Source organism: Salinarchaeum sp. Harcht-Bsk1, assembly GCF_000403645.1.
GTDB lineage: Archaea > Halobacteriota > Halobacteria > Halobacteriales > Salinarchaeaceae > Salinarchaeum.
On the sequence record NC_021313.1, the window covers coordinates 480,849 to 503,712 of the forward strand.

A 22,864-nucleotide genomic window follows, 5' to 3' on the forward strand; every position below is an offset into this window, starting at 1 on the left:
CCGAACCCTTCGGTCCCCGGTTCGTTCTAACTGCACGACGTCGACGAGCGATAGCGATCGATTCCGCACTCGTCCCGTCGCGACTTCCACGGGACCCAGGTGCCGACCGGGACGGTGACAGGAGGCCGAGTAGTTCGGTCAAAATCGCCTTGCGACCGTCCGCCGGCGCGCCTCGTGGTCACAACACTTTTTCCCTCTCCCTGTGACCGTGCGTCCAATGGTCGAACCGAACGAGCTGCTCGAGGAGGTCGTCCGGGAGGTCGACGGCGTACTGTTGTTCGCGCCGACGGCGTCCTACTACGAGCGGTTCGTCGACGCGGAGATCGACGTCGTCGTGGTCGCGAGCGAGAACGACATCGACGCCGACGAGTTCGTCGAACTCCCCGTCGCCTTCAAGGACGTCTACGATCGGGTTCGCTTCGGGATCGAGGGCGCGCTCGAACAGGACCTGCTCGCGGACGGCGACGTCGTCGCCTGCGTCTCCTCCGTCTTCGACGAGGAACTCGACACCGTCTCGCGGGTCCGGGTCGACGCGGACTCGACGTCGGGGGTCTACGACCTCTTCGCGAACACCCGGGCGGAGCCGGACGTGCTTCGGTCGGTCCTCGAACTGGTCATCGAACTCGGCAAGAAGGGACAGAAGGGCCAGCCCGTCGGGGCGCTGTTCGTCGTCGGGGACGCAGGCAAGGTGATGAACAAGTCCCGGCCGCTGTCCTACAACCCCTTCGAGAAGAGCCACGTCCACGTCGGCGACCCGATCGTGAAGGTGATGCTCAAGGAGTTCTCGCGGCTGGACGGCGCGTTCGTCATCTCGGACGCCGGGAAGATCGTCTCGGCGTATCGCTACCTCGAGCCCTCCGCGGAGGGCGTGGACATCCCGAAGGGGCTGGGGACCCGGCATATGGCAGCGGGAGCGATCACCCGGGACACCAACGCGACGGCGATCGTCCTCTCCGAGAGCGACGGGATGGTGAGGGCGTTCAAAGGTGGTTCGCTCGTCCTCGAACTGGATCCGGAGGAGTACTAGATGGCACCCACGGTCCAGCTTCCGGAGACGGAGCAGATCCCCGAGTGGCTACTGGACTGGCCGATCGTGCTGGTGTCGCTGATCGTGCTCGTCGGCGTGCTCGCCGGGTTCCTGCTGGGCCGGGTGAGTCGAAGCGTCCTCGAGGCCGCTGGTATCCCGGAGTCCGTCGAAGGGACGGCGTTCGAACGGACGGCACAGAGCCTCGGCACGTCGACGGTGTCGATCGTCTCGCGGCTGCTCTCCTGGTTCGTCTACGGCGTGACGCTCCTCGCCGCCATCTTCGCGTTCCAGCCGACCGATACGAACTGGCTCTGGCAGCGGATCGTCGCGTTCATCCCCCAGGTGTTCATCGCGTTGCTGGTCGTCGTGCTCGGGTTCGTCGTCGCCGACAAGGCCGAGTTGCTGGTCAGCGAGCGCCTCCGCGGCGTCAAGCTTCCCGAGGTCTCCGTGCTGCCCAAGATCGTCAAGTACAGCGTCCTCTACGTCGCTTTCCTCGTCGCACTGGGCCAGATCGGCGTGGCGACGGGGGCCCTGCTCGTGCTGCTCGGGATCTACGTCCTCGGCGTCGTCCTCCTCGGTGCCGTCGCGACGAAGGACATCCTCTCCGCCGGCGCGGCGGGGATCTATCTCCTCTTGCGAGAGCCCTACGGCATCGGCGATCGCGTCACCATCGGGGAACGCGAGGGCGTGGTGCAGGAAGTCGGCGTGCTCGTCACGCACCTGGAAGACGAGGATGCCGAGTACGTCGTTCCCAACGACAAGGTCTTCGAGCACGGCGTCCGTCGCCTGCGGAACTGACCGAGGCGTTGCCCTGCTGATGGCCCCCGGACTGGGCAGCGAGTCGTCTGTGGCAGTAGCACCGTACAGGAACAAACGTGCTCAGTCCAGGTCCTGCGCTTCGTCGGTAGCGATCGGTTCGGCGGGGACGCCTGCAACCGTCGCGTCCGCTGGAACGTCCTCCGCCACGAGCGAATTCGCTGCCACCTGGGCACCTGGCCCGATTTCGACGCCAGGGAGCACGATCGCCCCCGCTCCGATCATCGCGCGTTCGCCGACGACGACCTCCCCGGTCCGGTACTCCTCCTGGAGGAACTCGTGACAGAGGATCGTCGCATCGTACCCGACGATCGCGTGCTTCTCGACGGTGATCAGTTCCGGCCAGAACACGTCCGGCGTGGACTCGAGCCCCCAGGCGACGCCCTCGCCGACGCCGACGCCGATCCGGCGGAGCAGCCAGTTCTTGAGCCTGAGGCTCGGTGAGATCCGACACAGGACGATCACGGCGTAGTTGAGCATCACCCGCAACGGATGCTTCGCGTCCGGCCAGTGGTACAGGGAGTTGCGCGGCCCCGTCGTCGGATGGCGCGAGAGTCCGTGGTGGCGGCGCTCGGCCTCGTCGTCGCTCACGCCAGCCCGTTTGCGGGGGAGGGTATAGTGGGTTTCCCTGTGGATGGCGATTCCGGGTCGTCGCAGGCCGTCGAGCGTCGGGGAGCAGGCGCCTGGAAACGGATCACTCGTCTCTGGTGAGTGCGTCGTCGCCGTGTCGCTCGCGGAGTGTAGCCAACTCCCGGTGCTGTTCGCCGAGCCGTGCAGGCTGCTCCTCGTAGACGTGCTCGAACATCGAGAGCGGGTCGGCCTCGACCGCCTCCGCCGCGTCGATCGCCTCGGCCACCGTCTCCTCGATACGCGACTCGATCCCATCGATGCGATCCCCGTCGAGACGCCCCGTCCGCCGGAGGAACGTCTCCATCCGGTCGATCGGGTCCAGTTCCTTCCAGCGCTCGACCTCGGCCTCGTCCCGGTACGCGCTCGGGTCGTCGGCCGTGGTGTGCGCACCGTAGCGGTAGGTTAGCGTCTCGATCAGGATCGGTTTGCTCGCGCGGCCGACCGCCTCGTCCACGAGAGCGGGGTCCGGATCACGGGCTTGCTCGGCCGCGGCCCTCGTCGTCTCGTAGACGGCGAGGGGATCCATCCCGTCGACCTGGATACCGCGGAAGCCGTACGCCTGGGCTTTCTGGGCGATCGTCGCGCTCGCGGTCTGGTCCTCCCTCGGGACCGAGATGGCCCACTGGTTGTTGTTACAGACGAAGACCACCGGCGCGTCGAAGACGCTCGCGAAGTTCAGCCCCTCGTGAACGTCGCCCTCGCTCGTCGCGCCGTCGCCGAACTGACAGCAGACGACGGCGTCGTCGTCCTCGTAGTCGATCGCCATCCCGAGGCCAGCGGCGTGGGGGACCTGCGAACCGATCGAGATGTTGAGCGGCAACACGGTGGCGTCCGCGAGCGTGGCGTTGCCCGCCTCGTGACCCATCCAGTACTGGAGGTAGCCACCGACGACGCCCCGGGAGAGTGGAATTCCGTGTTCGCGGTACTGGTAGACCATCCAGTCCTCGGGCGCGAAGGCGTAGGTCGTTCCGACCTGGGCGGCTTCCTGGCCAGCCAGCGGTGCGTAGGTCCCCATCCGACCCTGGCGCTGGAGGCTCACGCACCGCTCGTCGAAGCGCCGGTAGAGGCGCATGTCGGCGTAGAGCGCGACGAGTTCGTCGTCCGTGAGGTCTGGCTCGTACCCCGCGGCGAGTTCGCCGTCGGCGGAGAGCAGCGTGAGCGGATCGTCGTGCGGGCGATCCAGGAGGTCCGCGGCGTCCATGCGTGGCTCGAAGGCGCGGGGCACAATATGTGTCGGGGTTGGTGCTCCGATACGTGTCGGTGGTTATCGATCCGATACGTGTCGGTGGTTATCGATCCGATACGTGTCGGAGGTTGGCATCGAGTGACGAGGTCGGTCGCGGCCGGGCGCCGCTCCCCCGACAGTGCTACTCCTGCCAACTCGGATTCGTCCGTGGCGGACTGAACACGTCGATGCCACGAACGGTCGTCTCGCCACGGTTCTCCGCGCCGTGGGGCTCGTCGGCGGGAATCGCGTAGGTGTCGCCGGGACCGACGACGAGCTCCTCGTCGTCGAGGAGGAAAGTCAATTCGCCCTCGTAGACGACGCCGGTCTGCTCGTTGTCGTGGCTGTGTTCCGGGACGACGGCGCCGGGTTCGATCGCGAACCCCTGGACGTTCATCCGCTCTTCGCCGGCGAGCAGCGAGAGGTGGACGCCGTCGACGGCCTCGGTCGCGTCGTCTTCGTCGAAGTGTTCGACTTCCATGGTCCGGGCAACGTGGCCCGCCAGAATAAACGTAGGTGGCGGGGCAAGCGAGTCGACGAAGACCGACCACCAGCGCGGATACAGTCGATGACGATCGACCGGAAGCGTGTGTAGAGTCGAAGAAGACGGAACGGAGCGTCGGTAGTGTGGGCGAACACCGAACGGAAGCGTCGATAGCGTCGGCGATTATCGAACGCCAGCGCCGTCACTTCAGATCGTCGTACGCGGCGGGTTCGAGCGCGTCCGGGTCCGAGGCCGCTGTCCTCGCTTCCGGCATCGACATCTCGCCGAGCACCTGGCGGAACGAGTGCTCCTCCGGGATCGCGTAGAGGTCGCAGTTGATCTCCCGGCCCGCGGCGCGGACGGTCGCATCGAGGAGGAATGCGTACTCCTGGCTCGGGCCGAGTCGATCGACCAGCGAGCCGAGCGTGGCCGAGGCGGTGTCCTCGACGATCTCCGGGGGATTGTGCTGGATCTTCCGGTCGAGCGTGTTGGCCCAGCCGTCGATGAAGCCGCTGGTCATGATGTTGCCGATCTCCTCGATCGCCGAGCGGTGCTGGTCGGTCAGGCCCGGCTCCGACGTCTCGATCGGGAGCAGGGCGTCGCCGACGTTGATCGCAGAGTGCTCGTCGAAGAGGATGACGATGAAGCCACCGGGCGCGGCCTGAAGCTCCGCGACGGAGCCGATCCGCTGGGCCGACGGCGCGTGGCGGGAGACCTCCGGGATCGGAACGAACGTCGTCCGGCCGACTTCGACGTCGATCTGGATTCCCGTCATACCACTGAGCTTGTCGGCGGCCCGGCCCGCACCGCGCTTGGTCATCTCCGTGAACGCGGAGAGCTTCTCGATGGAGATCGGGAACTCCTGCTCGGGGACGGCCTCGCCGACGACCGCTGCGAACGAGCTCCGCTCGGGGAACATGTATATGTGGAAGTCGATACCGGCGTCGGGTGACGCTGGATCGTCTCCGGACGCGTCTCGGGGCGCCTGGAGCTGGCTCGTGAAGGTGAGCGCCGTGCGTCGATCGTCCCACGTCGGGACGCTCCCGGGAATCACGTCGCCAGCCGCGCCAGAGATGTACGTCGGCGGCCCGAGCTGGAGCCGGGTGTCGAAGTGGTTGGCCCAGGCGTCGACGAACCCGCCGGTCATGATGTTGGCAACCTCGCTGACGGTGCTGCGGTCGAGGGTCGCGTCGACGTCGTCCCAGTGCTCCGGGACGATGCGTTCGAGGAGTCGGCCGGCGCTCTCGCGGTCGAAGACGAGCACGATCGAGCCCTCCATGCCGCCCTCGAAGCCGATCTCGACGCCGACGAACGTCGCGTCGTCGTCGAACCGGTCAGCGATGTCGCCGGCCGGAACGAGGTCGGCGCTCGTGACCTCGACGGACGTCTCGGTGTCGCTGAGCTGTGCGAGCGAACTGGCCGCGCTGCTCGCGCCACGGTTCGCGAGTTCGTTGAACGTGCCCAGCGTTTTCACGTCGACGCGCATGGTCAGTGGGCGACTGCGTCGTCGATTGCTTCGAGGACGTTCGGCTTCTGGAACGGCTTCGTGATGTACCCGTCAGCGCCCGCCTTGATCGCCTCCTTCATCATCTCTTCCTGTTCGACGGAGGTACACATGATGACGCTGGCGCCCGGCGATTCGTCCTTGATCGCTGCGGTCGCCTCGATGCCGTCACGGATCGGCATCGCGATATCCATCATCACGACGTTGGGCTCCGCCTCCCGGTAGAGCTCCACCGCCTCGACCCCGTTTTCCGCCTCGCCCACGATGTGGTGTTCCTCGTCGAGGATCTCCCGGAGGAGATTTCGCATAAAGTCCGAGTCGTCGACGATCATCACGTTCTCTGGCATACGAGCTACCAGTCGTTCCACAGACCGTACCAAAAGGGTGTTCCCCCTGTTATCACGTGGGAAAATTAGCTGGACAGATTCGGGGTATGCTTCACACGTCGTTACGGCTGCTCACACCTCGTATCGATAGCTGAAGCGAGCGACCCTGCGAACGTCGATAGAGTTCGTCCGCAACGAGCGCTGCTAAAATCCGTCCTGCCGAGACTGGCGATCAGCGGTGGAGCCAGCGGTTGTCGCCCTCGTCCCAGGAGTCGAGCACGTTCTCCTGGACGTCGCCGGTGATGCGAGCGACGTAACGGAGACTCGTGGTGTGGTGATCCATGGTCAACGCGCCGGTCCCGGCCGGCTCGTCCTCGTCGACGGACGCTTCCGGGTGCCCGTCGACGAACTCGCGGAGCTGGTCGGCGGCCCGGTGGCCGATCCAGCCCACGTTCTCGTAGTACGTGATCGCCCGATGGGCACCTGACGGGCTGCTCTCGGTAACGAGGAACTCGATCCACTCCATCACGAGCAGGTCCGATACGTAGCCCGAGGGGAGTTCGCGGAGATACGGCTTCTCTCCGCCAGCGCCGCCCATCGCCGGCTGACGGGCTCCGGTACGCGGCGGCTGTGGTGCAGGCTGTGACGCCGGCTGAGCGGGAGGCTGGTGTGCGCCCGTCTCGTGGGCGGGCTCCGGTTCCGGTTCCGGTTCCGGTTCCTCGGCCTGGAGTTCGTCGTCCTCCTCGAATAGTGCATCGACGCGCTCGTCGGCGGCGCCCTCGTCGTCCACGCCTCCCTCGGTTGCGTGCGTATCTTGCTCGTCTTCGATTTTGGCCGGTTCTTCGACAGGGTTGGGTTCGACTTCCTCCTCGGTCTCCGATTCCACCTCGGTCTCCTGTCCGACCTCGGCCTCCGGCTCCTCGTCGGCCGCTGCATCCTCCTCGCTCCAATCCGCGCCGTCCTCGTACTCCTCACGGAGTTCGTCGAAGCTCTTTGCACCACCCTCCTCGTCCGTCGGGGCGTCGTCACTCTGTGCCATGGATTCCTCTGTGTCGTCGGCGTCCTCCTCCTCCTCCTCTTCCACCTCCGGCGCCTCGTCCTCTTCCGGCACCTCGTCCTCTTCGAAGTCGTCGTCAAAGAACTCCTCCGCATTCGCATCCGTCACGTCCTCGTCGAGTTGGCCGGGCTGCTCCTCGTCGTCTTGTCCCTGGTCGAACAGACCCAGCGACGCACCCTCGCCCCCGGCGAACCCGTTGGCTCCGTCCTCGTCCACGAAGGGGTTGACCCCCTTGGTGACCATCTTGTAGATGTCCAGGAGTTTCCTGACGTTCTCCTCGATGTCGTCGACGGACTCCGAGATCTGCTCGTTCTCCGTTCGGACGGTCGATACAGTCGACGAGATGCTCGAGAGTTCGTCCTCGATCTCGTCGACGCGCCCCTCGAGTTCGCGAACCTGCGCGGACCCGCCGCCACCAGCATCGTCCATCCCGCCGACGTCGAACTCGTCGAAGGCGTCGCCACCACCCTCGTCATCGTCGAACGCGAACTCGTCGCCGCCGTCGTCGTCGCCCATACCGGCGATGCCACCGTCGCCAGCGGTCTCGGGCTCGTCGAACATCCCGCTTCCAGCGTCGCCGCCGGATTCGTCGGCGCCCTCGGGCGGATCGTCGTCACCGAGTATCCAGTCCGTGACGCCGAGCACGCCGAGTGCCGCCAGGGAGCCGGCGACGGCGGCCGGGCTCGCGACGGCGACGGCAGCGTCGGCGAGCGGGGCGGGATCGAGCGCCACCATTGTACTGTAACGCGGGCCGATTATCACTTCAAGATTTCGGCTGTTTGACCGACATACCGTACATTACTAACCGTCTGTTCCGGAAATTTGCTATCGTGCAAGATCTCGGAGATCGCCGTATAGACACCTTTTCCCCGCTATTTCTGGCCGATAACGGCAAGGCCAAATCCAATCATTTCGAGGGGCGACCGTCGGACCGAAGGTGCCGTGGTTATCTCACACGATAATTTCAGGTTCATCGTTCCAGCTCGATCGAGGGAATTGCCAGCCCGTTCCCGGTCGCCTGGTCGAAGCAAGCGAGGGCGGTGGAGAAGGTGCCGGAACTGATATGTGACGCCGTGTCGAATCGGCCACGAACGTCGATGTCCGGATCCGTGGTCGCGGATTTCGTCGCCGAAGCCATCTACGCTGGCGTCGAGGGCGACGAGCCGACCCAGGCCAGAGTGCTCCTCTCGGAGGACCAACTGGTACTCGCCGGCGACGGCGGCCGGACCAGCATCGACCTCGACGACGTGTTCGACGTCGTCGTCAGCAAGATTCCCGACGACCTCGGCAGCTTCCTCGACCAGTCCGTGCTGGTCGCCTACGCCGCGGACGGCGAGCGACGGACTGCGGTCATCCGCGGCGATCACGAACGGATCGACCGATTCTCGCTGTTCCTCCACAAGGCGATCCTCCGGTCCGAACCGGCCGAACTTCGGCATCCGATCCGCGAAGGCGGTCGCGTCCGCGATCCCGCTCCGCAGACGGTGGCAGTGCTTCCCGGCGAGGACGCCGTGCGATTCCGGAGCCAGGAGACGGACCTCAACGTGGCACTCGACGATGTCGTCGAGATCGACTACAGGCAGGGGAACGGCGGCGACCGTCCGACGCTCGTGGTCCGGCACCGCGACGGCGACGACGTCGTGACCTCCGAGATCGTCCAGGACGACGCGAATCGCCTGAACGTCCTGACTCGACACCTCCGATCCGAGTACTACAGAGCAGACGAGGTGCTCCAGGAACTGGACCTCGAACGGGTAGAGCAGCGAGCGCTCGTCGCTCTCTACGCTGGCGTGGCCCCCGACGCACTCGGAGCCGTGCTGGACACCGATGACGGTGACGACGGACGGTCGGGCGGCCTTGGCGAGTCGTCACGGCAACCCGTCGACCCCGAGTCGGTGCTCGCCGGACTCGTCGATCGGGAACTGGTGACCGACGACGGGACCCTCACGCACGACGGCGCGCTCGTGGCGATCCACCGGATCGACGAGGTCGAGGACTGACGCGTTTGCCGGCCTGGCTGTGTCCGCCGTCGTCCTGTCGAGAGGGATTGGGCCAACGCGTTTGAAGGAAGTGTGGAGTCACGTTGTGTGGAAATGCGTGGCGGCGCGGTGGAAGAAATGCGTGGCGGCGCGGTGGAAGAAATGCTTGCGGCGCGTTGAGAGGAGAGGCGTGGCGCCGAGTCTGGTCGAGTCGTACCCATCGTCCCGTGATCGGCAACCAGATCGGCGCGCTACTCGTCGTCCATCGCACCGCCGGCGATCTTCCGGCCGCGCGCCGTCAGTTCGACTTCGCGGCGCATGCGAACCTCGTTGAGCGCGTCGAGTTCGACGAGTCGTTCGTAGATCTCCTCGACGCGGTCGACTTCCATGCCGACGAAGTCGGGAATCTCGAAGGGGGAGACGCCGGAGTGTAGCGCCATCAGCACCTGCTTCTCGTCGACGTTGAGATCGACGCCGATCGCGGACCGAGCCTCGCCCTCCTTGAGCAGGGACTCGAGGAAGCGGATCTGCCGTTCGTCGCCAGAGAGGTAGGTCTGGACGCTGGTGCCGCTGGGTTTGGAGTGCTCGACCTTCAAGACGCGTCGCTCTTCCGCGTCGAGGTCGCCGACCGAGAGCGTTTGCTCGCCGGTGGTCAGTTCGGAGATGTCGTCGAGTTCGATCTCGGCGAGCGTGCCGTTCGTGAGTGCCACGTTGAGCAGATCCGGCTCGGTCTTGAGCTGGGCGGGGTGCCACTCGGTCCCCTGAAGCACGCCGCCCTCGACGGCGGGGTGTCGAGCGAAGACGCGCTCGTGGTCGAGCAGGGCGCTGTAGAGGTTCTCTTCGAGTTCCTCGGGGTTCGCGGCGGTCGTGACGAGGAGGACCTGTTCGCCGACCCGAACGCTGGTGTAGTGTGACACCCGCGCGATCGACTGGTTCACGTCGTAGCGACCGCCGAACTCGTCGACGGACTCCAGCGGGATCGTCCGCGTCCCTTCGTTGCCCGCGAGCACGAGCCGCTCGCTGGAGAGTAGCACCCTGCCCTCGATCCACCCGACGTCGTCGAGGGTTCGTCCGTCTTTGACGACCTGGAGGAATCGACCCGCGCCGTCCAGGAGGATCCGCTCAGTTCGACTCATGCAGGCCGCTCGCTCGGAGGGTTGTCACACTGCGATAATAGCGCTTGCGGCAGTCGGCGTCGATTCGATCGCCGGTCGTCGGCTACCGGCGACTTCGAAGTAAGTTGAGCTCCTCACGTCGTGGGGCGGTCCTGGCCCCGCCCGGTGATCCGCAGCAGCTGCTTCGCGCGGTCCGCCTTCGCGAGCAACACTTCGGTCAGCGTCGGCGGATTCTGAATCCTCGTCGCGTCCACCACGGACTCTGGAAGGAACAGCGTGTCCCGTGGTACCCCGTCCTCCCCGTGTACGGGCACGTGGCGCTCGTGGACCTTCATCACGAGCGGGGCGTCGAGCCGTTCGAGCCCCTCGCCAGTGGCGTAGAGTTCACGATTGACGTGCTCGTGCTGGTCGCGATCGATCACCGCTGCGTCGCCGTCGGTCGGCTGCACGTACAGCCGGCCGAGGTAGTAGCCGCTCGAGAACTCCTCGAACATGTGGCCCAAACGTGTGAATGAGCCACACAGACATGAACGTGTTTGCCAAGATTTATATCGTATCTCAAACCGACGGATAGGCCGGCACCGGTATTGGTGGCGCCCTCGAGGTCACGACCGTGTTTCATCGACGCCGGATTAGTTGCTTTGGACGATGTCGCACACGTGGGCCGCCCCGGGAACGTGACAGATTCTCTCCCGCCGGATCGGAGTCCGTTCACCGGCTGTAGTAGCTCGGTGCTACTCACGAAACCGTCGGTCAGCAGTATCGAAATGGTCGGCGCTCCACCGGCGATAAACGCTCTCGACCGAGCAAACGAACGTTTCGCCACCGCGTGAACGGTCAGAACGAATGTGCCCTTTTTTGCTGACGGGATGCTTGGCGACAGTTACATGCGAACGCGCCTCGCCCTCGTCCTCGGGCTCCTGCTCGTCGGCGTCGTCGCGGTCTCCATTCCTGCCGTTGCACAGGACGGCAGCGCGAGCACCACGAACGACAGCGTGGACAACGTCACCGTCGGCCAGTCGATCTCCGGCTTCATGCAGTCGACGGAGGCGAGTGCCGAGAGCGACGTCGACCAGGGGGTCTACGAGGCAGAGTACGAGATGGCCAACGCGAGCGAACGGGCCGCACTCGTCGAGGAACGATCGGACAGCCTCGAAACGCGCTTCTCGAACGTCGAGGACCGGATCGAGCGACTCCAGGCACAGCGCGACGACCTGAATCCCACCGCCTACCGCGCCCGGATGAGCGCCGCAGCCGCCCAGCTCCGTGGGCTCGAGTCCAGCGCGAACGCGACCGGTGAGGACGCTGCCGCGGCCGGCGTGAACGCGACGCGTCTGGAAACCCTCCGGACTCGTGCGAGCGAACTCGCCGGCCAGGAGGTCGCAGCGATCGCACGGAGTCTCGCTGGCGTTACCCCGGACGCCCCTGGACAGGGTCGCTCGCACGATCCGGGCCAGGTCGACGATCCGGGAGCACCGAACGGCACGCCCGGTGCGTCGGGAAACGAAACCGGTCAGCCTGACGGCCCTGGCGCCGGAACCGGTGGACAGGGAAACGGGACTGACGCCGGTTCCGGTCAGGGGACCGGTACGGGAAGCGATCGAGGGACCGGGAGCGACCAGGGTACTGGAAGCGACCAGGGCACTGGAAGCGACCAGGGCACTGGAAACTAGAGCACGGGGAACCAGAACAGCGGGACTGAACGAAAAGGAACGGTTGCAGGCGGGATCCTGTCCGGTGGCCTGCTTCCTCCAGCCTCGCTATCGACACCACGGGGGATTGCCCACAGGGTAAGCGCGGTCTACGAACAGGGACCCGATCGACCACCCGACGGCTCCGTGCAGACACCCTTTTGCCGCCAGGGACGAAATCAACACGCCAGATGGACTCCGCCGCGCTACTGGACCTGCTGGGCAACGAGAACCGGCGCCGGATCCTCCGGTTACTCGCCCGCAAACCCTGCTACGTGACGGAGATCAGCGAGTACCTCGGCGTGAGTCCGAAGGCGGTGATCGACCACCTTCGGAAGCTCGAGGACGCGGGACTCGTCGAGAGCCACATGGACGAGCGGCGTCGCAAGTACTTCCACATCTCGCGAAACCTCCGGCTCGAGGTCAACGTGTCGCCCTACGAGTTCGGCGCCAAGAGCGCCTATCCGGCGAGCCGGAGCTTCGACATCACGGCCTGGCGGCACCTCACCGTCGACGTCTCGCTGGAGGAGAACGGCCACGATCCGGGCGAGCTGGCCAGCGAACTCAAAGAGCTCCACGACCTCGAGAACGAACTCTCGATGGCACAGCGCTGGGTCCAGGGCCGGATCACCGAGACCGTCGAGGACCTCACCGACGCCGTCGACGGCGACGCCGACGGCGACGGACGACTGCACGCCGACGTGCTCGTCACACTCGCCGACGGCAAGCAGGACACCACGGAACTGTCGGAGGCAGTGGATGCACCGCCGACGGTCGTCGAGGAGAGCCTCGTCGCGCTCGCCGAGCAGGGGATCGTGGACCGCGACGAGGACGGCTGGTATCTGCGCGAGGAGTAGGGGAGACTGGAGCGGGATTCGTCGTCGGTACGCGTCCGCTCGAACGGGAGGGTTCAAGAGCCGCCGGACGGAACCAGCGTCCATGAACGCAGGCGACCGGGTTCGCGTCGACCGCGCGGACCAGACGTACGAGGGTGTGGTGCTGCCTTCCTCGACGCGCGAGCACCTGGTGGTGAAACTCGACGGTGGCTACAACGTCGGCATCGACCGCGAGGACGCCGACGTCGAGGTGCTCGAGACGGACGTCCACCAGATCGAAGACGCGCAGACCGACGCCGACGGGCGGACGGAGGTCTCCTTCGACGCCGATCTTCCGACGATCGCGCTCATCTCGACCGGCGGCACCATTGCCTCGACCGTCGATTACCGAACGGGCGCCGTGACGGCCCGCTTCGACGCCGAGGACGTGCTCCGGGCGGTGCCGGACCTCGCGGGGCGGGCGAACTACCGCGGGCGCGTCGTCGCGAACATCCTCTCGGAGAACATGACGCCCGACGTGTGGACGGACCTCGCACAGGCGATTCACGAGGAAGTCGAAGACGGCGCGGACGGGGTCGTCGTCATGCACGGCACGGACACGATGCAGTACTCCGCCGCGGCGATGTCGTTCATGCTCGATTCGCCGGTGCCGATCGTATTCACCGGCAGCCAGCGATCGGCGGATCGCCCCTCCTCGGACAACGTGATGAACGCGGTCTGTGCCGTCGAGGCCGCGAAGTCTGACAGTTCTGAGGTCCTCGTCTGTATGCACGCCGCCGAATCCGACGACGTCTGCGCGCTCCACCGCGGCACCCGCGTCCGGAAGAATCACACCTCCCGCCGGGACGCGTTCGAGACGATCGGCGCGAAGCCACTCGGAGAAGTCGACTACGACGCGGCGAGCGAAACTGACGATCCGAAGACCGCGGCGGGCGTCAGTTTCCGGCGCGAGTACGCCGAGCGTGGCGAGGTCGACCTCGCCCTCCACGACGCCCTCGAACCGAACGTCGACCTCGTGAAGTTCGCGCCCGGCATGAACGAGCGGATCGTCGAGATCGCTGCCGAGGACGCCGCCGGCCTCGTGATCGAGGGAACCGGCCTCGGCCACGTCAACACGGATCTGGTCCCGATCCTCGAGAACGCGATCGACGCGGGCACGCCGGTCGTGATGACGAGCCAGTGCATCGAGGGCCGGGTCTGCGATCGCGTCTACGACACCGGACGTGACCTGCTGGACGCAGGCGTGGTCGAGGGCGAAGACATGCTCCCGGGCACCGCGACGGTGAAACTGATGTGGACGCTCGCGAATCGACCGGACAGCGTCGCGGAGACGATGCGAACGCCGATCGCTGGCGAAATCCAGGAACGATCGACGCCCTGGCTGTAGCGGCACACAACGGCTGCCGGTGTTCAGTTGGACGAACAGTCGGCACCCCGCTACCAGCTGTCACTCGATAAGTACTACAGAGTGATATCTATGCACGGAGGGCGGGGGTGGCCCAGACTCGTCGAATGCCGTCCCTGACGGCGGTTTCTGCCAGAATCATCGCAGTGTGGTAGCAATTTACACCGCCTGTACTGATATTTTGTGATGGCAATGAATAAATGTGTGGTTACAGCCATTCGAATACGGAGCAACGGAACAGAATCAACTGTAGGCGTTGTGGAATCTTCGGTGTGATCGTTCCGTGCTCCGAACCCTACGCATGGAACGAACTCGACGCGGAATCCTACGATCAGTATCAGTACTCTCCGCGCTGGCGGTCGGCGCGAGTGCAACAGCATCGGCAGCGGACTGTAGCTCGGCCCCCGCGTGGGACGAGACGGTCCTCTACTCGTCCGGCGACCAGGTCCAGCACCCCGACGGCGACGGGATCGACGTGCTCTGGAAAGCCGAACTGGACTCCCGGAACGCCGAACCGTCCCGATCGAGTTCCTACTGGAACTACGTCGGCGACTGTAGCGGCGACACCAACACCGCGCCGACCGCCTCGTTCACGACCGACGTGAGCACGCCCGAGCCCGGCCAGGACGTCTCCTTCGACGCGTCGGGATCGGGCGACTCCGACGGCTCGATCGCCTCGTACAGCTGGGACTTCGGCGACGGTTCGTCGGCAACGGGACAGACGGCCACCCACAGCTACTCGTCGACCGGTGATTACGACGTCATCCTCACCGTCACCGACGACGACGGCGCTTCCGACACGTCCACGAAGACCGTCTCCGTCACTGATGGCTCCACGAACCAGTCGCCCAACGCGTCCTTTACCGTCACTCCGGCAGATCCCGGAACGGGCGAAACCGTAACCGTCGACGCGGCAGACTCCTCGGACTCGGACGGGACCATCGCGAGCTACGAGTGGGACTTCGGTGACGGCACGACGGCGAGTGGACAGACCGCCAGTCACAGCTACTCGTCGACTGGCGACTACTCGATTTCGCTGACGGTCACCGACGACGACGGTGCGACCGATTCGAACACCACAACAGTGACCGTCTCCGATAGTGGCAGCGGTGGCCAGTGCGAGGGGGTTCCAGCCTGGGACTCGGCCGCGACCTACACCGGCGGTGACCAGGTCACCCACGACGGAGCCCTCTGGACGGCCGAGTGGTGGACGCAGGGGACCGAACCGGCCGAGAGCGAGAACGTCTGGACGCTCGAGGGCGATTGCAGTGGCGGCAACGAGACGCCGACGGCGTCGTTCACGACCGACGTGAGCACGCCCGAGCCCGGCCAGCAAGTCGGCTTCGACGCGTCGGGATCGAGCGACTCCGACGGCTCGATCGCCTCGTACAGCTGGGACTTCGGCGACGGCTCGTCTGCAACCGGGCAGACGGCCACCCATAGCTACTCGTCGTCGGGCGATTACACGGTCACCCTGACCGTCACCGACGATGCAGGTGCGACCGACAGTGCGTCGACGATCGTCTCTGTCAGCGAGCAGGCCACCCAGATCACCATCGACAGCAGCGTCGACGGCTGGGTCGGTGTCACGCCCTCGGAGATCGACGGCCAGACGAATCCGGCGATCGATCTCGTCTCCGGGGAACCCTACGCGTTCACGTGGAACAACGTCGACGGCGTGCCCCACAACCTCACGATCCGGAACGCAGCAGGAGACGCCTTGCTGCAGACGGAGACCGTCGGCGAAGCAGGGCAGAGTCGAACGCTGGAGTTCACGCCGACCGAGGAGATGGTCGAGTACATCTGTTCGATCCACCCGCAAGCGATGGTCGGGGATCTCGCGATCGACGGGAACCAGCCACCCACCGCAACCCTGTCGGTCGATCCGACGAACCCGAGCCCCGGTCAGTCGGTCTCGTTCGACGCGTCGGGCTCCACGGACTCCGACGGCACGATCAGCAGCTACGAGTGGACGTTCGGCGACGGTGCCACTGGCACCGGCCAGAGCGCTTCACACACCTACAGTGACGCGGGCGAATACACGGTTCAGGTGACCGTCACGGACGACGGCGGTGCAGCTGCGATCGCGAGTTCGACGATCACCGTCGGCGACCCCAACCAGGGCCCGACTGCGTCGTTCACGACGAGCCCGTCCTCGCCCGACCCAGGGCAGTCGGTCTCGTTCGACGCCTCCGGGTCCTCGGACTCAGACGGAACAATCAGCAGCTACGAGTGGGACTTCGGTGACGGCACGACGGCCACCGGCGAGACGGCAACGCACACCTACGCCGATGGCGGCTCCTACGAGGTGACGCTGACGGTCACGGACGACGCCGGAGCCACGGACTCGACGACGTCGACCCTCGGGATCGGCGGGGACGTGTCGGCCAGCACGACGCTCTCGGAGTTCTACTCTGCGTACGACGAGGACTTCAACCACGAGTACACCGAGGGCGGCGTTTCCGGACTGCTGAAAAACGAGTTGAATCCCGATGCGAGTGAGTTCGGTGCCGACGTCGATGCGATCTCGAACAACGCCGGCGACGGTTCGATGGAACTCGGCTCGCTGGGCGACCGGGGACTCGAGTTGGTCAAGCGCTTCGACGCCGATGGAGTCCCACGCGAAACGACCGGTCGGCTCATGGCGTGGCTGACGGGGCTACCCACGCAGACGGAACCGGTCCCGTTCAACGACGGCGAGGGTCGAGACGGCGGCCTGACCGCCGACGCCGGACCAGTGTCGGCAACGAACGATCCGTCGGTGCTCGTACAGGACACCTGGCCACGTGGCGAGCAGTTCGACGACGTCTACCTCCAGCCCCAGCGAGTCGACTGGAGTAGTAGCGTCAGCGACAGCCAGTACACCAACACCGACAACCCGATCATCGACGCGGTGAAGGACAAGGTCCATCCCGTCACGGGCGAGACGCTGGGTTCGGGCTTCACCTCGAACGCGCCGCTAGAGGCCACCGCCGAACTCCACGACGACGGCTGGATCTTCGACATGTCGATGATCTTCAAAAACACCACGGACGTGCCGGTGCTGATCGACGGCGCGATCATGTGGTGGGTCGGACCGGAGAAGGGCGCGGCGGGGCTCGATCAGTTCTCCTACGACAACAGGGAGCGCAAGAACTACTCCGTCGGGCACCCCCAGCGTGACGTCATCGAGGTGTCGCTGCCGAACGCGAAGAAACCCGGGCCCTTCGAGGGCACCGATGCACCGCTCTCGGCGTACGGTATCAGGGTTGCACACCACGACAACCCCTATCAGTACCGGACGCTGTATCCGAATCAGAAATTCGCAATGACGTATCACAACGTCACCGGGCCCGGTCAGTACGACTGGCCGCTCCAGGACCTGGTCGACGTGATGCTCGATACCTGCCACGTCGAGTTCCGCGAGGAGATGTCTAGCATCGATACGAACACCGAACTCGTCGACGCGATCGACGCCCGGAATCGGTACGGGAACTGACATCCACGCCACCGAGGGTGTCTGCGGACCCATCTTTTTGCCGTCGCGCAGTGCACGTCGAGGCATGCCGCAGGATCTCCCCGGCGTCGACGAGGAGCGACTGATCGACACGCACGCCCACCAGCCCACCAGCGAGTTTCTCCACGACGCGGGCGGCCAGATGATGGAAGACGCGGCGTCGAAGTTCGGCACGAACCTCGAGACGTGGGACTACGAGACGATGCGCGAGGAGTACCGCGAGGCCGGCATCGGTCGGGCCGTCCTCCTCGGCTGGGACGCCGAGACCAATACCGGCAACCCGCCGGTTCCCAACGACTACGTCGCGGAGGTCAGAGACGAGTACCCTGACTTCTTCGTCGGCTTCGGGAGCGTCGATCCGCTGAAGGACGACTGCGTCGAGGAGGCGATCCGCTGCGTCGATGACCTCGACCTCTCGGGCTTCAAGTTCCAGCAGATCGCCCAGGGGTTCGACCCCAGCGACGACGCGCACGACGAACTCTGGAGTACGATCGAGGACCTCGGCGTGCCGGTCGTCTTCCACGGCGGTAACTCCACGCTGGGCGCGGGCAGCCCCGGCGGTCGCGGGCTGAAGATCCGGCACGCGAACCCGATGCTGATCGACGAGGTCGCCGCCGAGCACCCCGACCTCCAGATCCTGATCGCCCATCCGGCGTTCCCGTGGGAGAAAGAGCAACTCGCGATCTGCCAGCAGAAGGGGAACGTCTACATGGACCTCTCGGGGTGGCTCCCGCGCTACGTCGACGAGCAGGTGCTGCAGTACGCCGGCTCGCTCCTCTCCGAAAAGGTGATGTTCGGCACCGACTACCCGATGCTCCGTCCCGAGGACTGGCTGGAATCGTTCGCCGAGGACACCGAGTACGACGAGGAAACCCAGCGAAAGCTCCTCTTCGAGAACGCCGAGGAGTTCCTGGGACTCAACTGAGGGGCTGCGGACCGATCGACCCCTCTCTGCACTACTCGATCGTCGGATTCGGTCGAGTCAGTCGAAGTCGAGTTCGATCGAATCAGTCGAAGTTCGGGTTCCGGCCCTCCAGGAACGCCGCGACGCCCTCGGCGTGCGCGTCCGAGTCGTACGCGAGCACCTGCAAGTGGGCCTCGCGGTCGAGGCCGTCTTCCCAGGAGCGCCCGAGGTTGTCGTGAATCGCCCGCTTCGTGAGCGCTATCGTCTCCGTGGGCTGGTCCTGCAGCGTCGAGACGAGCCCCGCCACCTCGTCGTCGAGGTCCTCGTCCGGCACGGCTTGGGAGACGAGGTCGAGGTCGGCTGCCTCCTCGGCGGGGAGCAGTTTGCCGGTGAACGCGAGTTCCTTCGCCGTTCGAAGCCCCACGATCCGCGGCAGGACGACGGTCGCGCCCGTGTCGGGGACGAGCCCGACGTTGACGAAGCTCGCGCCGAATCTGGCGGACTCGGCGGCGTACGCGAAGTCCGCGAGCGCGGCGAGCGTGGTGCCAGCGCCGACGGCGTCGCCGTTGACCTTCGCGATCACCGGGACGGGCGCGTCGAGAATCGCCTCCGCGGCGCGGCCGAACGTCTCCTGGATGACCTCGAACGCCTCGCCCGCGGACTCCTCGCGCTCGGCCATCGCCTGGATGTCGCCGCCGGCACAGAACGCCTCGCCCTCGCCGGTGAGGACGACCGCGTCGTGCTCGCTCGGGTCGACGTCTTCGAGCGCGTCCGCGAGGTCCGTCGCCACTTCGGGCGTCATCGCGTTGCGGACGTCTGGTCGATCGAACGTCAGTCGTCGGACCGCACCGTCCTCGATTTGCATGTGCGACTGGGGAACCCGTGGCCTCTTAGTTCCACGCCGGGACTCGGATCCGCCGTCGACGAGCGATGGGAGTCCGGAACGAGACGCGGTCCACTGGTCAGTCGCCAGATGCTGGTGGTGCGTCGACGTCGAACGCCTGCGAGCAGAGCGCGTGCTGGGCCCGGTGAAGTCGCTCCAGGAAGGCGGTCTTGCTGATCCCCATCGCGTCGGCGACCTCGCTCGCCGTCGTTCGCCGAGGGACGGTGAAGTAGCCCATCGCCGTCGCGGTGCGGAGACTCTCCGCCTGTGCGGGCGTGAGATCCCACCGGCGCGCGACGGGAGCGTCGTCCTCGGGGCCCAGTGGGTAGACGCGTTCGAGTTCGACGCCGACGGTCTCCCCGGCGGTCTCCATGACGCCCTGGAGGACGTCCTGGCCGACGACGGCGCCAGTGACGGCCGTGCGCTCGGGGCCGTACGCGAGGGAGTCGACGAGGAAGCCAGCGCTGATCAGGTCGTGGACGACGCAGGGTCGCGTCGAGAGACAGCGGAAGGTGTGGCGGTCGTCGGTTCTGGAGCGGTAGAGGTAGCGAATGCGATCGTCGGCGTCGAGGGCGTCCGCGAGGTCGTCGCGGGCGGGCCCGCTGAACCGCAAGAGCGCGTTCCCGTCCGCCCTGAGCAGTGGCGGGCGAGCATCGACGGACGCGCCCGTCGCGCGGGTCGCGTCGGCGAGCGGGCAGCCGTCGCCCTCGATGCGGACTTCCACGCCGAGACACTCGTCGATCATGGAACGAACGATGGTTCCCAGAGTATTTAAATGCAGCCTATAGACTGGCGAACCAGTAAGGCCGATTGTGCACTAATAATCCGTATGGATATCGAGACCGTGAAAGAGCGGGCAGGCCCCCGAGCGTTCGGGCCATCCGACGACATGCCCGAGGAGTACCGGAAGGCGGCCACCCGGATGCTCCAGTTCCACGCGAACAGCGAGATCATGGGCGCCTACCTCGAGCGGCCGTTCATCCGCAAGGCGCCGAGTCTCGAGCGCAAGATGGCCTTCAGCGCGAAGGTCCAAGACGAGATCGGCCACGGCCAGTTGCTCTACCGCGCCGCCGAATCCCTCGGCGTCAAGACCCGCGAGGAGATGCTCGAGGAACTCGCCAACGGCGAGGGCAAGTTCCTCAACTGCTTCCACTACCCGATGACCGACTGGGTCGAGACGCCGATGATCGCCTTCTTCGTCGACGGCGCCGCGATGCGCCGGCAGGCGACACTCAAGCGATCTAGCTGGGAGCCCTACGCCCACGCCATGGACAAGGTCTGCTTCGAGGAGGGGTTCCACGTCAAGCACGGCGAGTCGATCCTCGCCGAACTGATGAACGGTTCGCGCGCGGAGCAACGGCGCACGCAGGAGGCCTTCGAGGAGTGGTGGCCGCGCATCCTGCAGTTCTTCGGGCCGACGGACGAGAAGTCGACCCACCACGACTTCGCCTCGGAGGTCGGCCTCAAGTTCCAGTCCAACGACGACCTCCGCAACGCCTTCCTGAACGCCTACCTCCCGAAGGCCCGCAAGTACGGCCTCGAGATTCCCGACGAGCCGCGGATCCGCGAGCGCGACGACGGGACGTTCGAGGTCACGGAGGACGACCTCGACTGGGACGAGTTCTTCGAGGTCTCGAAGAACCAGTACGGCGGGAGCGAGGTACAGATCGGGAAGCGCCACGACACCCAGGAAGCCGTCGAGTGGGTCCGTGGTGCCCTCGAGGAGACCGAACGAGCAGCGATGGCCGACGGGGCGCCCGCAGCGGCCGACTGATCATGATCCGAGCAACTACAGCACGGTCCGCGGCGAACCGAATCGAGGGTGACCACCGATGATCTGGGAGGTCTTCCGCCAGCAGGCCGCCGGCGACTACCACACCCACTGCGGCAACGTCCACGCGCCGGATCGCGAGATGGCACTGTTGTTCGCCGAGATCCAGCACGGCCGTCGCAAGCCGACGAACAGCCTCTGGGTCGTGCCGAAGCCAGAGATCGCCGAGGTCGACACCGACGACGCCGTGTTCGGCGGATCCACCGACAAGGCCTACCGGTTCGCCCAGAGCTACAACGTCGAACCGGCGGCCGAGGAGGTCGCGGACTCCGAGCGCGAACAGACCGAGGCCGAACGACAGCGGGGTGGGCTCTGATGGCCGAAGCCGCATCCCCACAACTGCACCTCGACGACCTCGCCGATCGCGAGCGCGAGGCGGTCGAGGCACTCCTCTTCCGGCTCGCCGACGACGAACTCGTGCTCGCCGAGCGCTACACCGAGTGGCAGGTCCGCTCGCCCACGCTCGAATCCGACATCGCGCTGGCGAACATCGCACAGGACGAACTGGGGCACGCACGGCTCTGGTACCAGCTCCTCCAGCGTTTCGAGTACGACGAGCCAGACCTGATCTACGAGCGCGACGCCGGCGACTTCCGGCACAGCACGCTCGCGGAGCTACCCTTCCCCGAGGGCGACTGGGCGGACGCGATCGTCCGGAGCTTCCTGTACGACGTCGCGGAGGACGTGCGACTCCACGCGATCCAGGAGTCGTCGGTCCCGGCGATCCGCGACCGCGTCGAGAAGGTCCTCCAGGAAGAGGACTACCACCTCGACCACGCCCACAGCTGGCTCGAACGGCTTGCAGGCGTCGAGGACGGCCACGGGCGGCTGCAGGCGGCCGTCGATCGCCTCTTTCCGCACGCGTTGACGCTCTTCGAGCCGGTCGGCGACGTCGAGACGGCGATCGACGAACTCGGCATCCGGGATCGCTCGCTCGACGAGATGCGCGAGGAGTGGCTCACCCGCGTCGGCGGGACGCTGGAGGGCCTCGGCATCGAGGTTCCCGCGGCCGAGCCAGCCGATCCGGCTGGTCGGGACGGCGAGCACACCGAGCACTGGGAACCCCTCCACGCGGAGATGGTCGAGACCTACCACGACCTCGGACGCGACTCGGCGACCACGATCATGGAGCCCGACGATGCACAGTGACACCGAGCGCGGGGACGACGATCCGGGGTTCGACCGCCCGGAAGCGGACGCCGACGCGACCGCCTGCCACCACACCGACTACGACACCGCTGGCGACCGTGCCCGTCCCGACGCGGCGGACGGCGAGCGCGTCCACAGAGAGTCCGTCGACGGCGAGGTGCCGGCCACCGGCCACGGCGCTGATGGGCTCGAACGACGGGTCTGGGACGCCCTCTACGGCGTCGAAGATCCCGAGATGCCGATCAGCATCGTCGACCTCGGGCTCGTGTACGACCTCGAGGTCGACGAGGAAGCAGGAACGGCGGCGGCTCGAATGACGCTCACCTACACCGGCTGCCCGGCGCGGGACATGCTCCTCGACGACGTCGAACGGGCCGTCGCATCCGTCGACGGCATCGAGGACGCAACCGTGGAACTCGTCTGGTCGCCACCGTGGGAGGTCGAACTGGTGACCGAGCAGGGGAAGGACGCCCTCCGGGAGTTCGGATTGAGCATCTGATCGTGCC

The 22,864-nt window shown here is 66.1% G+C and carries 22 protein-coding genes; 12 read left to right on the forward strand and 10 right to left on the reverse strand.

Annotation, left to right across the window (positions count from 1 at the left end; translation table 11 throughout):
- Positions 1–217: 217 nt before the first annotated feature.
- Positions 218–1,027: a diadenylate cyclase DacZ gene (gene dacZ / locus L593_RS02315; protein WP_020445306.1), complete on the forward strand. Its 810-nt coding sequence runs from the start codon at positions 218–220 to the stop codon at positions 1,025–1,027.
- Positions 1,028–1,825, forward strand: coding sequence for a mechanosensitive ion channel domain-containing protein (locus L593_RS02320; protein ID WP_020445307.1), 798 nt, complete (start codon positions 1,028–1,030; stop codon positions 1,823–1,825). It abuts the gene before it with no gap.
- 81 nt (positions 1,826–1,906) lie between these two features.
- On the opposite strand, the gene L593_RS02325 is transcribed toward L593_RS02320, so the two are convergent.
- From L593_RS02325 to L593_RS02350, 6 genes are all read right to left on the reverse strand, one after another.
- Positions 1,907–2,434 (reverse strand): acyltransferase, encoded by a 528-nt coding sequence (locus tag L593_RS02325; protein ID WP_020445308.1) that lies wholly within the window; start codon positions 2,432–2,434, stop codon positions 1,907–1,909.
- 103 nt (positions 2,435–2,537) lie between these two features.
- Positions 2,538–3,674 (reverse strand): pyruvate dehydrogenase (acetyl-transferring) E1 component subunit alpha, encoded by a 1,137-nt coding sequence (gene pdhA / locus L593_RS02330; protein ID WP_020445309.1) that lies wholly within the window; start codon positions 3,672–3,674, stop codon positions 2,538–2,540.
- A 166-nt stretch (positions 3,675–3,840) separates the two neighbouring features.
- A complete protein-coding gene (locus L593_RS02335) occupies positions 3,841–4,179 on the reverse strand; it encodes a cupin domain-containing protein (RefSeq protein WP_020445310.1) in 339 nt (112 codons plus the stop codon).
- A gap of 205 nt (positions 4,180–4,384) precedes the next feature.
- Complete coding sequence (locus L593_RS02340; protein WP_020445311.1) at positions 4,385–5,668, reverse strand: chemotaxis protein CheC; 1,284 nt, start codon at positions 5,666–5,668, stop codon at positions 4,385–4,387.
- 2 nt (positions 5,669–5,670) lie between these two features.
- Positions 5,671–6,033, reverse strand: coding sequence for a chemotaxis protein CheY (cheY, locus tag L593_RS02345; RefSeq protein WP_020445312.1), 363 nt, complete (start codon positions 6,031–6,033; stop codon positions 5,671–5,673).
- Between the two features lie 211 nt (positions 6,034–6,244).
- A complete protein-coding gene (locus L593_RS02350; protein WP_020445313.1) occupies positions 6,245–7,804 on the reverse strand; it encodes a FlaD/FlaE family flagellar protein in 1,560 nt (519 codons plus the stop codon).
- A 374-nt stretch (positions 7,805–8,178) separates the two neighbouring features.
- On the opposite strand from L593_RS02350, the gene L593_RS02355 reads away from it, so the two are divergent.
- Positions 8,179–9,069 carry a CheF family chemotaxis protein gene (locus tag L593_RS02355; RefSeq protein ID WP_020445314.1) on the forward strand — a complete coding sequence of 297 codons (891 nt, stop codon included), beginning with the start codon at positions 8,179–8,181 and terminating at the stop codon, positions 9,067–9,069.
- 230 nt (positions 9,070–9,299) lie between these two features.
- On the opposite strand, the gene L593_RS02360 is transcribed toward L593_RS02355, so the two are convergent.
- Both L593_RS02360 and L593_RS02365 read right to left on the reverse strand, forming a co-directional pair.
- Entirely contained in the window at positions 9,300–10,184 is an 885-nt protein-coding gene (locus L593_RS02360; protein ID WP_020445315.1) for a CheF family chemotaxis protein, read from the reverse strand.
- A 113-nt stretch (positions 10,185–10,297) separates the two neighbouring features.
- Positions 10,298–10,657 (reverse strand): DUF5802 family protein, encoded by a 360-nt coding sequence (locus L593_RS02365; RefSeq protein ID WP_020445316.1) that lies wholly within the window; start codon positions 10,655–10,657, stop codon positions 10,298–10,300.
- Positions 10,658–11,050: 393 nt separating this feature from the next.
- On the opposite strand from L593_RS02365, the gene L593_RS02370 reads away from it, so the two are divergent.
- The 5 genes from L593_RS02370 to L593_RS02390 all read left to right on the forward strand — a co-directional run bounded on the left by L593_RS02370 (position 11,051) and on the right by L593_RS02390 (position 18,516).
- Positions 11,051–11,836, forward strand: coding sequence for a hypothetical protein (locus L593_RS02370; protein WP_049893792.1), 786 nt, complete (start codon positions 11,051–11,053; stop codon positions 11,834–11,836).
- A gap of 209 nt (positions 11,837–12,045) precedes the next feature.
- Positions 12,046–12,711 (forward strand): metalloregulator ArsR/SmtB family transcription factor, encoded by a 666-nt coding sequence (locus L593_RS02375; RefSeq protein ID WP_020445318.1) that lies wholly within the window; start codon positions 12,046–12,048, stop codon positions 12,709–12,711.
- Between the two features lie 82 nt (positions 12,712–12,793).
- Positions 12,794–14,077, forward strand: a complete 1,284-nt coding sequence (gene gatD / locus L593_RS02380; RefSeq protein ID WP_020445319.1) for a Glu-tRNA(Gln) amidotransferase subunit GatD — start codon at positions 12,794–12,796, stop codon at positions 14,075–14,077.
- 319 nt (positions 14,078–14,396) lie between these two features.
- Entirely contained in the window at positions 14,397–17,573 is a 3,177-nt protein-coding gene (locus L593_RS02385) for a PKD domain-containing protein (protein ID WP_020445320.1), read from the forward strand.
- 64 nt (positions 17,574–17,637) lie between these two features.
- Complete coding sequence (locus L593_RS02390) at positions 17,638–18,516, forward strand: amidohydrolase family protein (RefSeq protein ID WP_020445321.1); 879 nt, start codon at positions 17,638–17,640, stop codon at positions 18,514–18,516.
- 82 nt (positions 18,517–18,598) lie between these two features.
- Here L593_RS02390 and L593_RS02395 read toward each other — a convergent pair whose 3' ends face one another.
- Positions 18,599–19,360 carry an enoyl-CoA hydratase/isomerase family protein gene (locus L593_RS02395; RefSeq protein ID WP_020445322.1) on the reverse strand — a complete coding sequence of 254 codons (762 nt, stop codon included), beginning with the start codon at positions 19,358–19,360 and terminating at the stop codon, positions 18,599–18,601.
- 97 nt (positions 19,361–19,457) lie between these two features.
- Positions 19,458–20,123, reverse strand: a complete 666-nt coding sequence (locus L593_RS02400) for a helix-turn-helix domain-containing protein (protein WP_020445323.1) — start codon at positions 20,121–20,123, stop codon at positions 19,458–19,460.
- An 84-nt stretch (positions 20,124–20,207) separates the two neighbouring features.
- Between L593_RS02400 and paaA the strand changes: the two genes are divergently transcribed.
- From paaA to paaD, 4 genes are read left to right on the forward strand one after another with little or no spacing between them, the layout of a single operon-like run.
- On the forward strand, positions 20,208–21,152 hold the full coding sequence (gene paaA / locus L593_RS02405; protein WP_020445324.1) for a 1,2-phenylacetyl-CoA epoxidase subunit PaaA: 945 nt from the start codon (positions 20,208–20,210) through the stop codon (positions 21,150–21,152).
- Between the two features lie 58 nt (positions 21,153–21,210).
- A complete protein-coding gene (gene paaB / locus L593_RS02410; RefSeq protein ID WP_020445325.1) occupies positions 21,211–21,525 on the forward strand; it encodes a 1,2-phenylacetyl-CoA epoxidase subunit PaaB in 315 nt (104 codons plus the stop codon).
- On the forward strand, positions 21,525–22,358 hold the full coding sequence (gene paaC, locus L593_RS02415; protein WP_020445326.1) for a 1,2-phenylacetyl-CoA epoxidase subunit PaaC: 834 nt from the start codon (positions 21,525–21,527) through the stop codon (positions 22,356–22,358). Before paaB ends, paaC begins: the two co-directional genes overlap by 1 nt.
- Positions 22,348–22,857, forward strand: a complete 510-nt coding sequence (gene paaD, locus L593_RS02420; protein WP_020445327.1) for a 1,2-phenylacetyl-CoA epoxidase subunit PaaD — start codon at positions 22,348–22,350, stop codon at positions 22,855–22,857. Before paaC ends, paaD begins: the two co-directional genes overlap by 11 nt.
- The last annotated feature ends 7 nt before the right edge of the window (positions 22,858–22,864 follow it).

Coding starts and splice junctions, on each gene's coding strand:
- L593_RS02365 (WP_020445316.1), bottom strand. CDS start 10,657: ATGTTCGAGGAGTTCTCGAGCGGCTACTACCTCGGCCGGCTGTACGTG.
- L593_RS02335 (WP_020445310.1), bottom strand. CDS start 4,179: ATGGAAGTCGAACACTTCGACGAAGACGACGCGACCGAGGCCGTCGAC.
- L593_RS02370 (WP_049893792.1), top strand. CDS start 11,051: ATGCGAACGCGCCTCGCCCTCGTCCTCGGGCTCCTGCTCGTCGGCGTC.
- dacZ (WP_020445306.1), top strand. CDS start 218: ATGGTCGAACCGAACGAGCTGCTCGAGGAGGTCGTCCGGGAGGTCGAC.
- gatD (WP_020445319.1), top strand. CDS start 12,794: ATGAACGCAGGCGACCGGGTTCGCGTCGACCGCGCGGACCAGACGTAC.
- cheY (WP_020445312.1), bottom strand. CDS start 6,033: ATGCCAGAGAACGTGATGATCGTCGACGACTCGGACTTTATGCGAAAT.
- pdhA (WP_020445309.1), bottom strand. CDS start 3,674: ATGGACGCCGCGGACCTCCTGGATCGCCCGCACGACGATCCGCTCACG.
- L593_RS02350 (WP_020445313.1), bottom strand. CDS start 7,804: ATGGTGGCGCTCGATCCCGCCCCGCTCGCCGACGCTGCCGTCGCCGTC.
- L593_RS02375 (WP_020445318.1), top strand. CDS start 12,046: ATGGACTCCGCCGCGCTACTGGACCTGCTGGGCAACGAGAACCGGCGC.
- paaB (WP_020445325.1), top strand. CDS start 21,211: ATGATCTGGGAGGTCTTCCGCCAGCAGGCCGCCGGCGACTACCACACC.
- L593_RS02400 (WP_020445323.1), bottom strand. CDS start 20,123: ATGATCGACGAGTGTCTCGGCGTGGAAGTCCGCATCGAGGGCGACGGC.
- L593_RS02340 (WP_020445311.1), bottom strand. CDS start 5,668: ATGCGCGTCGACGTGAAAACGCTGGGCACGTTCAACGAACTCGCGAAC.
- L593_RS02395 (WP_020445322.1), bottom strand. CDS start 19,360: ATGCAAATCGAGGACGGTGCGGTCCGACGACTGACGTTCGATCGACCA.
- L593_RS02390 (WP_020445321.1), top strand. CDS start 17,638: ATGCCGCAGGATCTCCCCGGCGTCGACGAGGAGCGACTGATCGACACG.
- L593_RS02385 (WP_020445320.1), top strand. CDS start 14,397: ATGGAACGAACTCGACGCGGAATCCTACGATCAGTATCAGTACTCTCC.
- paaC (WP_020445326.1), top strand. CDS start 21,525: ATGGCCGAAGCCGCATCCCCACAACTGCACCTCGACGACCTCGCCGAT.
- L593_RS02360 (WP_020445315.1), bottom strand. CDS start 10,184: ATGAGTCGAACTGAGCGGATCCTCCTGGACGGCGCGGGTCGATTCCTC.
- paaA (WP_020445324.1), top strand. CDS start 20,208: ATGGATATCGAGACCGTGAAAGAGCGGGCAGGCCCCCGAGCGTTCGGG.
- L593_RS02320 (WP_020445307.1), top strand. CDS start 1,028: ATGGCACCCACGGTCCAGCTTCCGGAGACGGAGCAGATCCCCGAGTGG.
- paaD (WP_020445327.1), top strand. CDS start 22,348: ATGCACAGTGACACCGAGCGCGGGGACGACGATCCGGGGTTCGACCGC.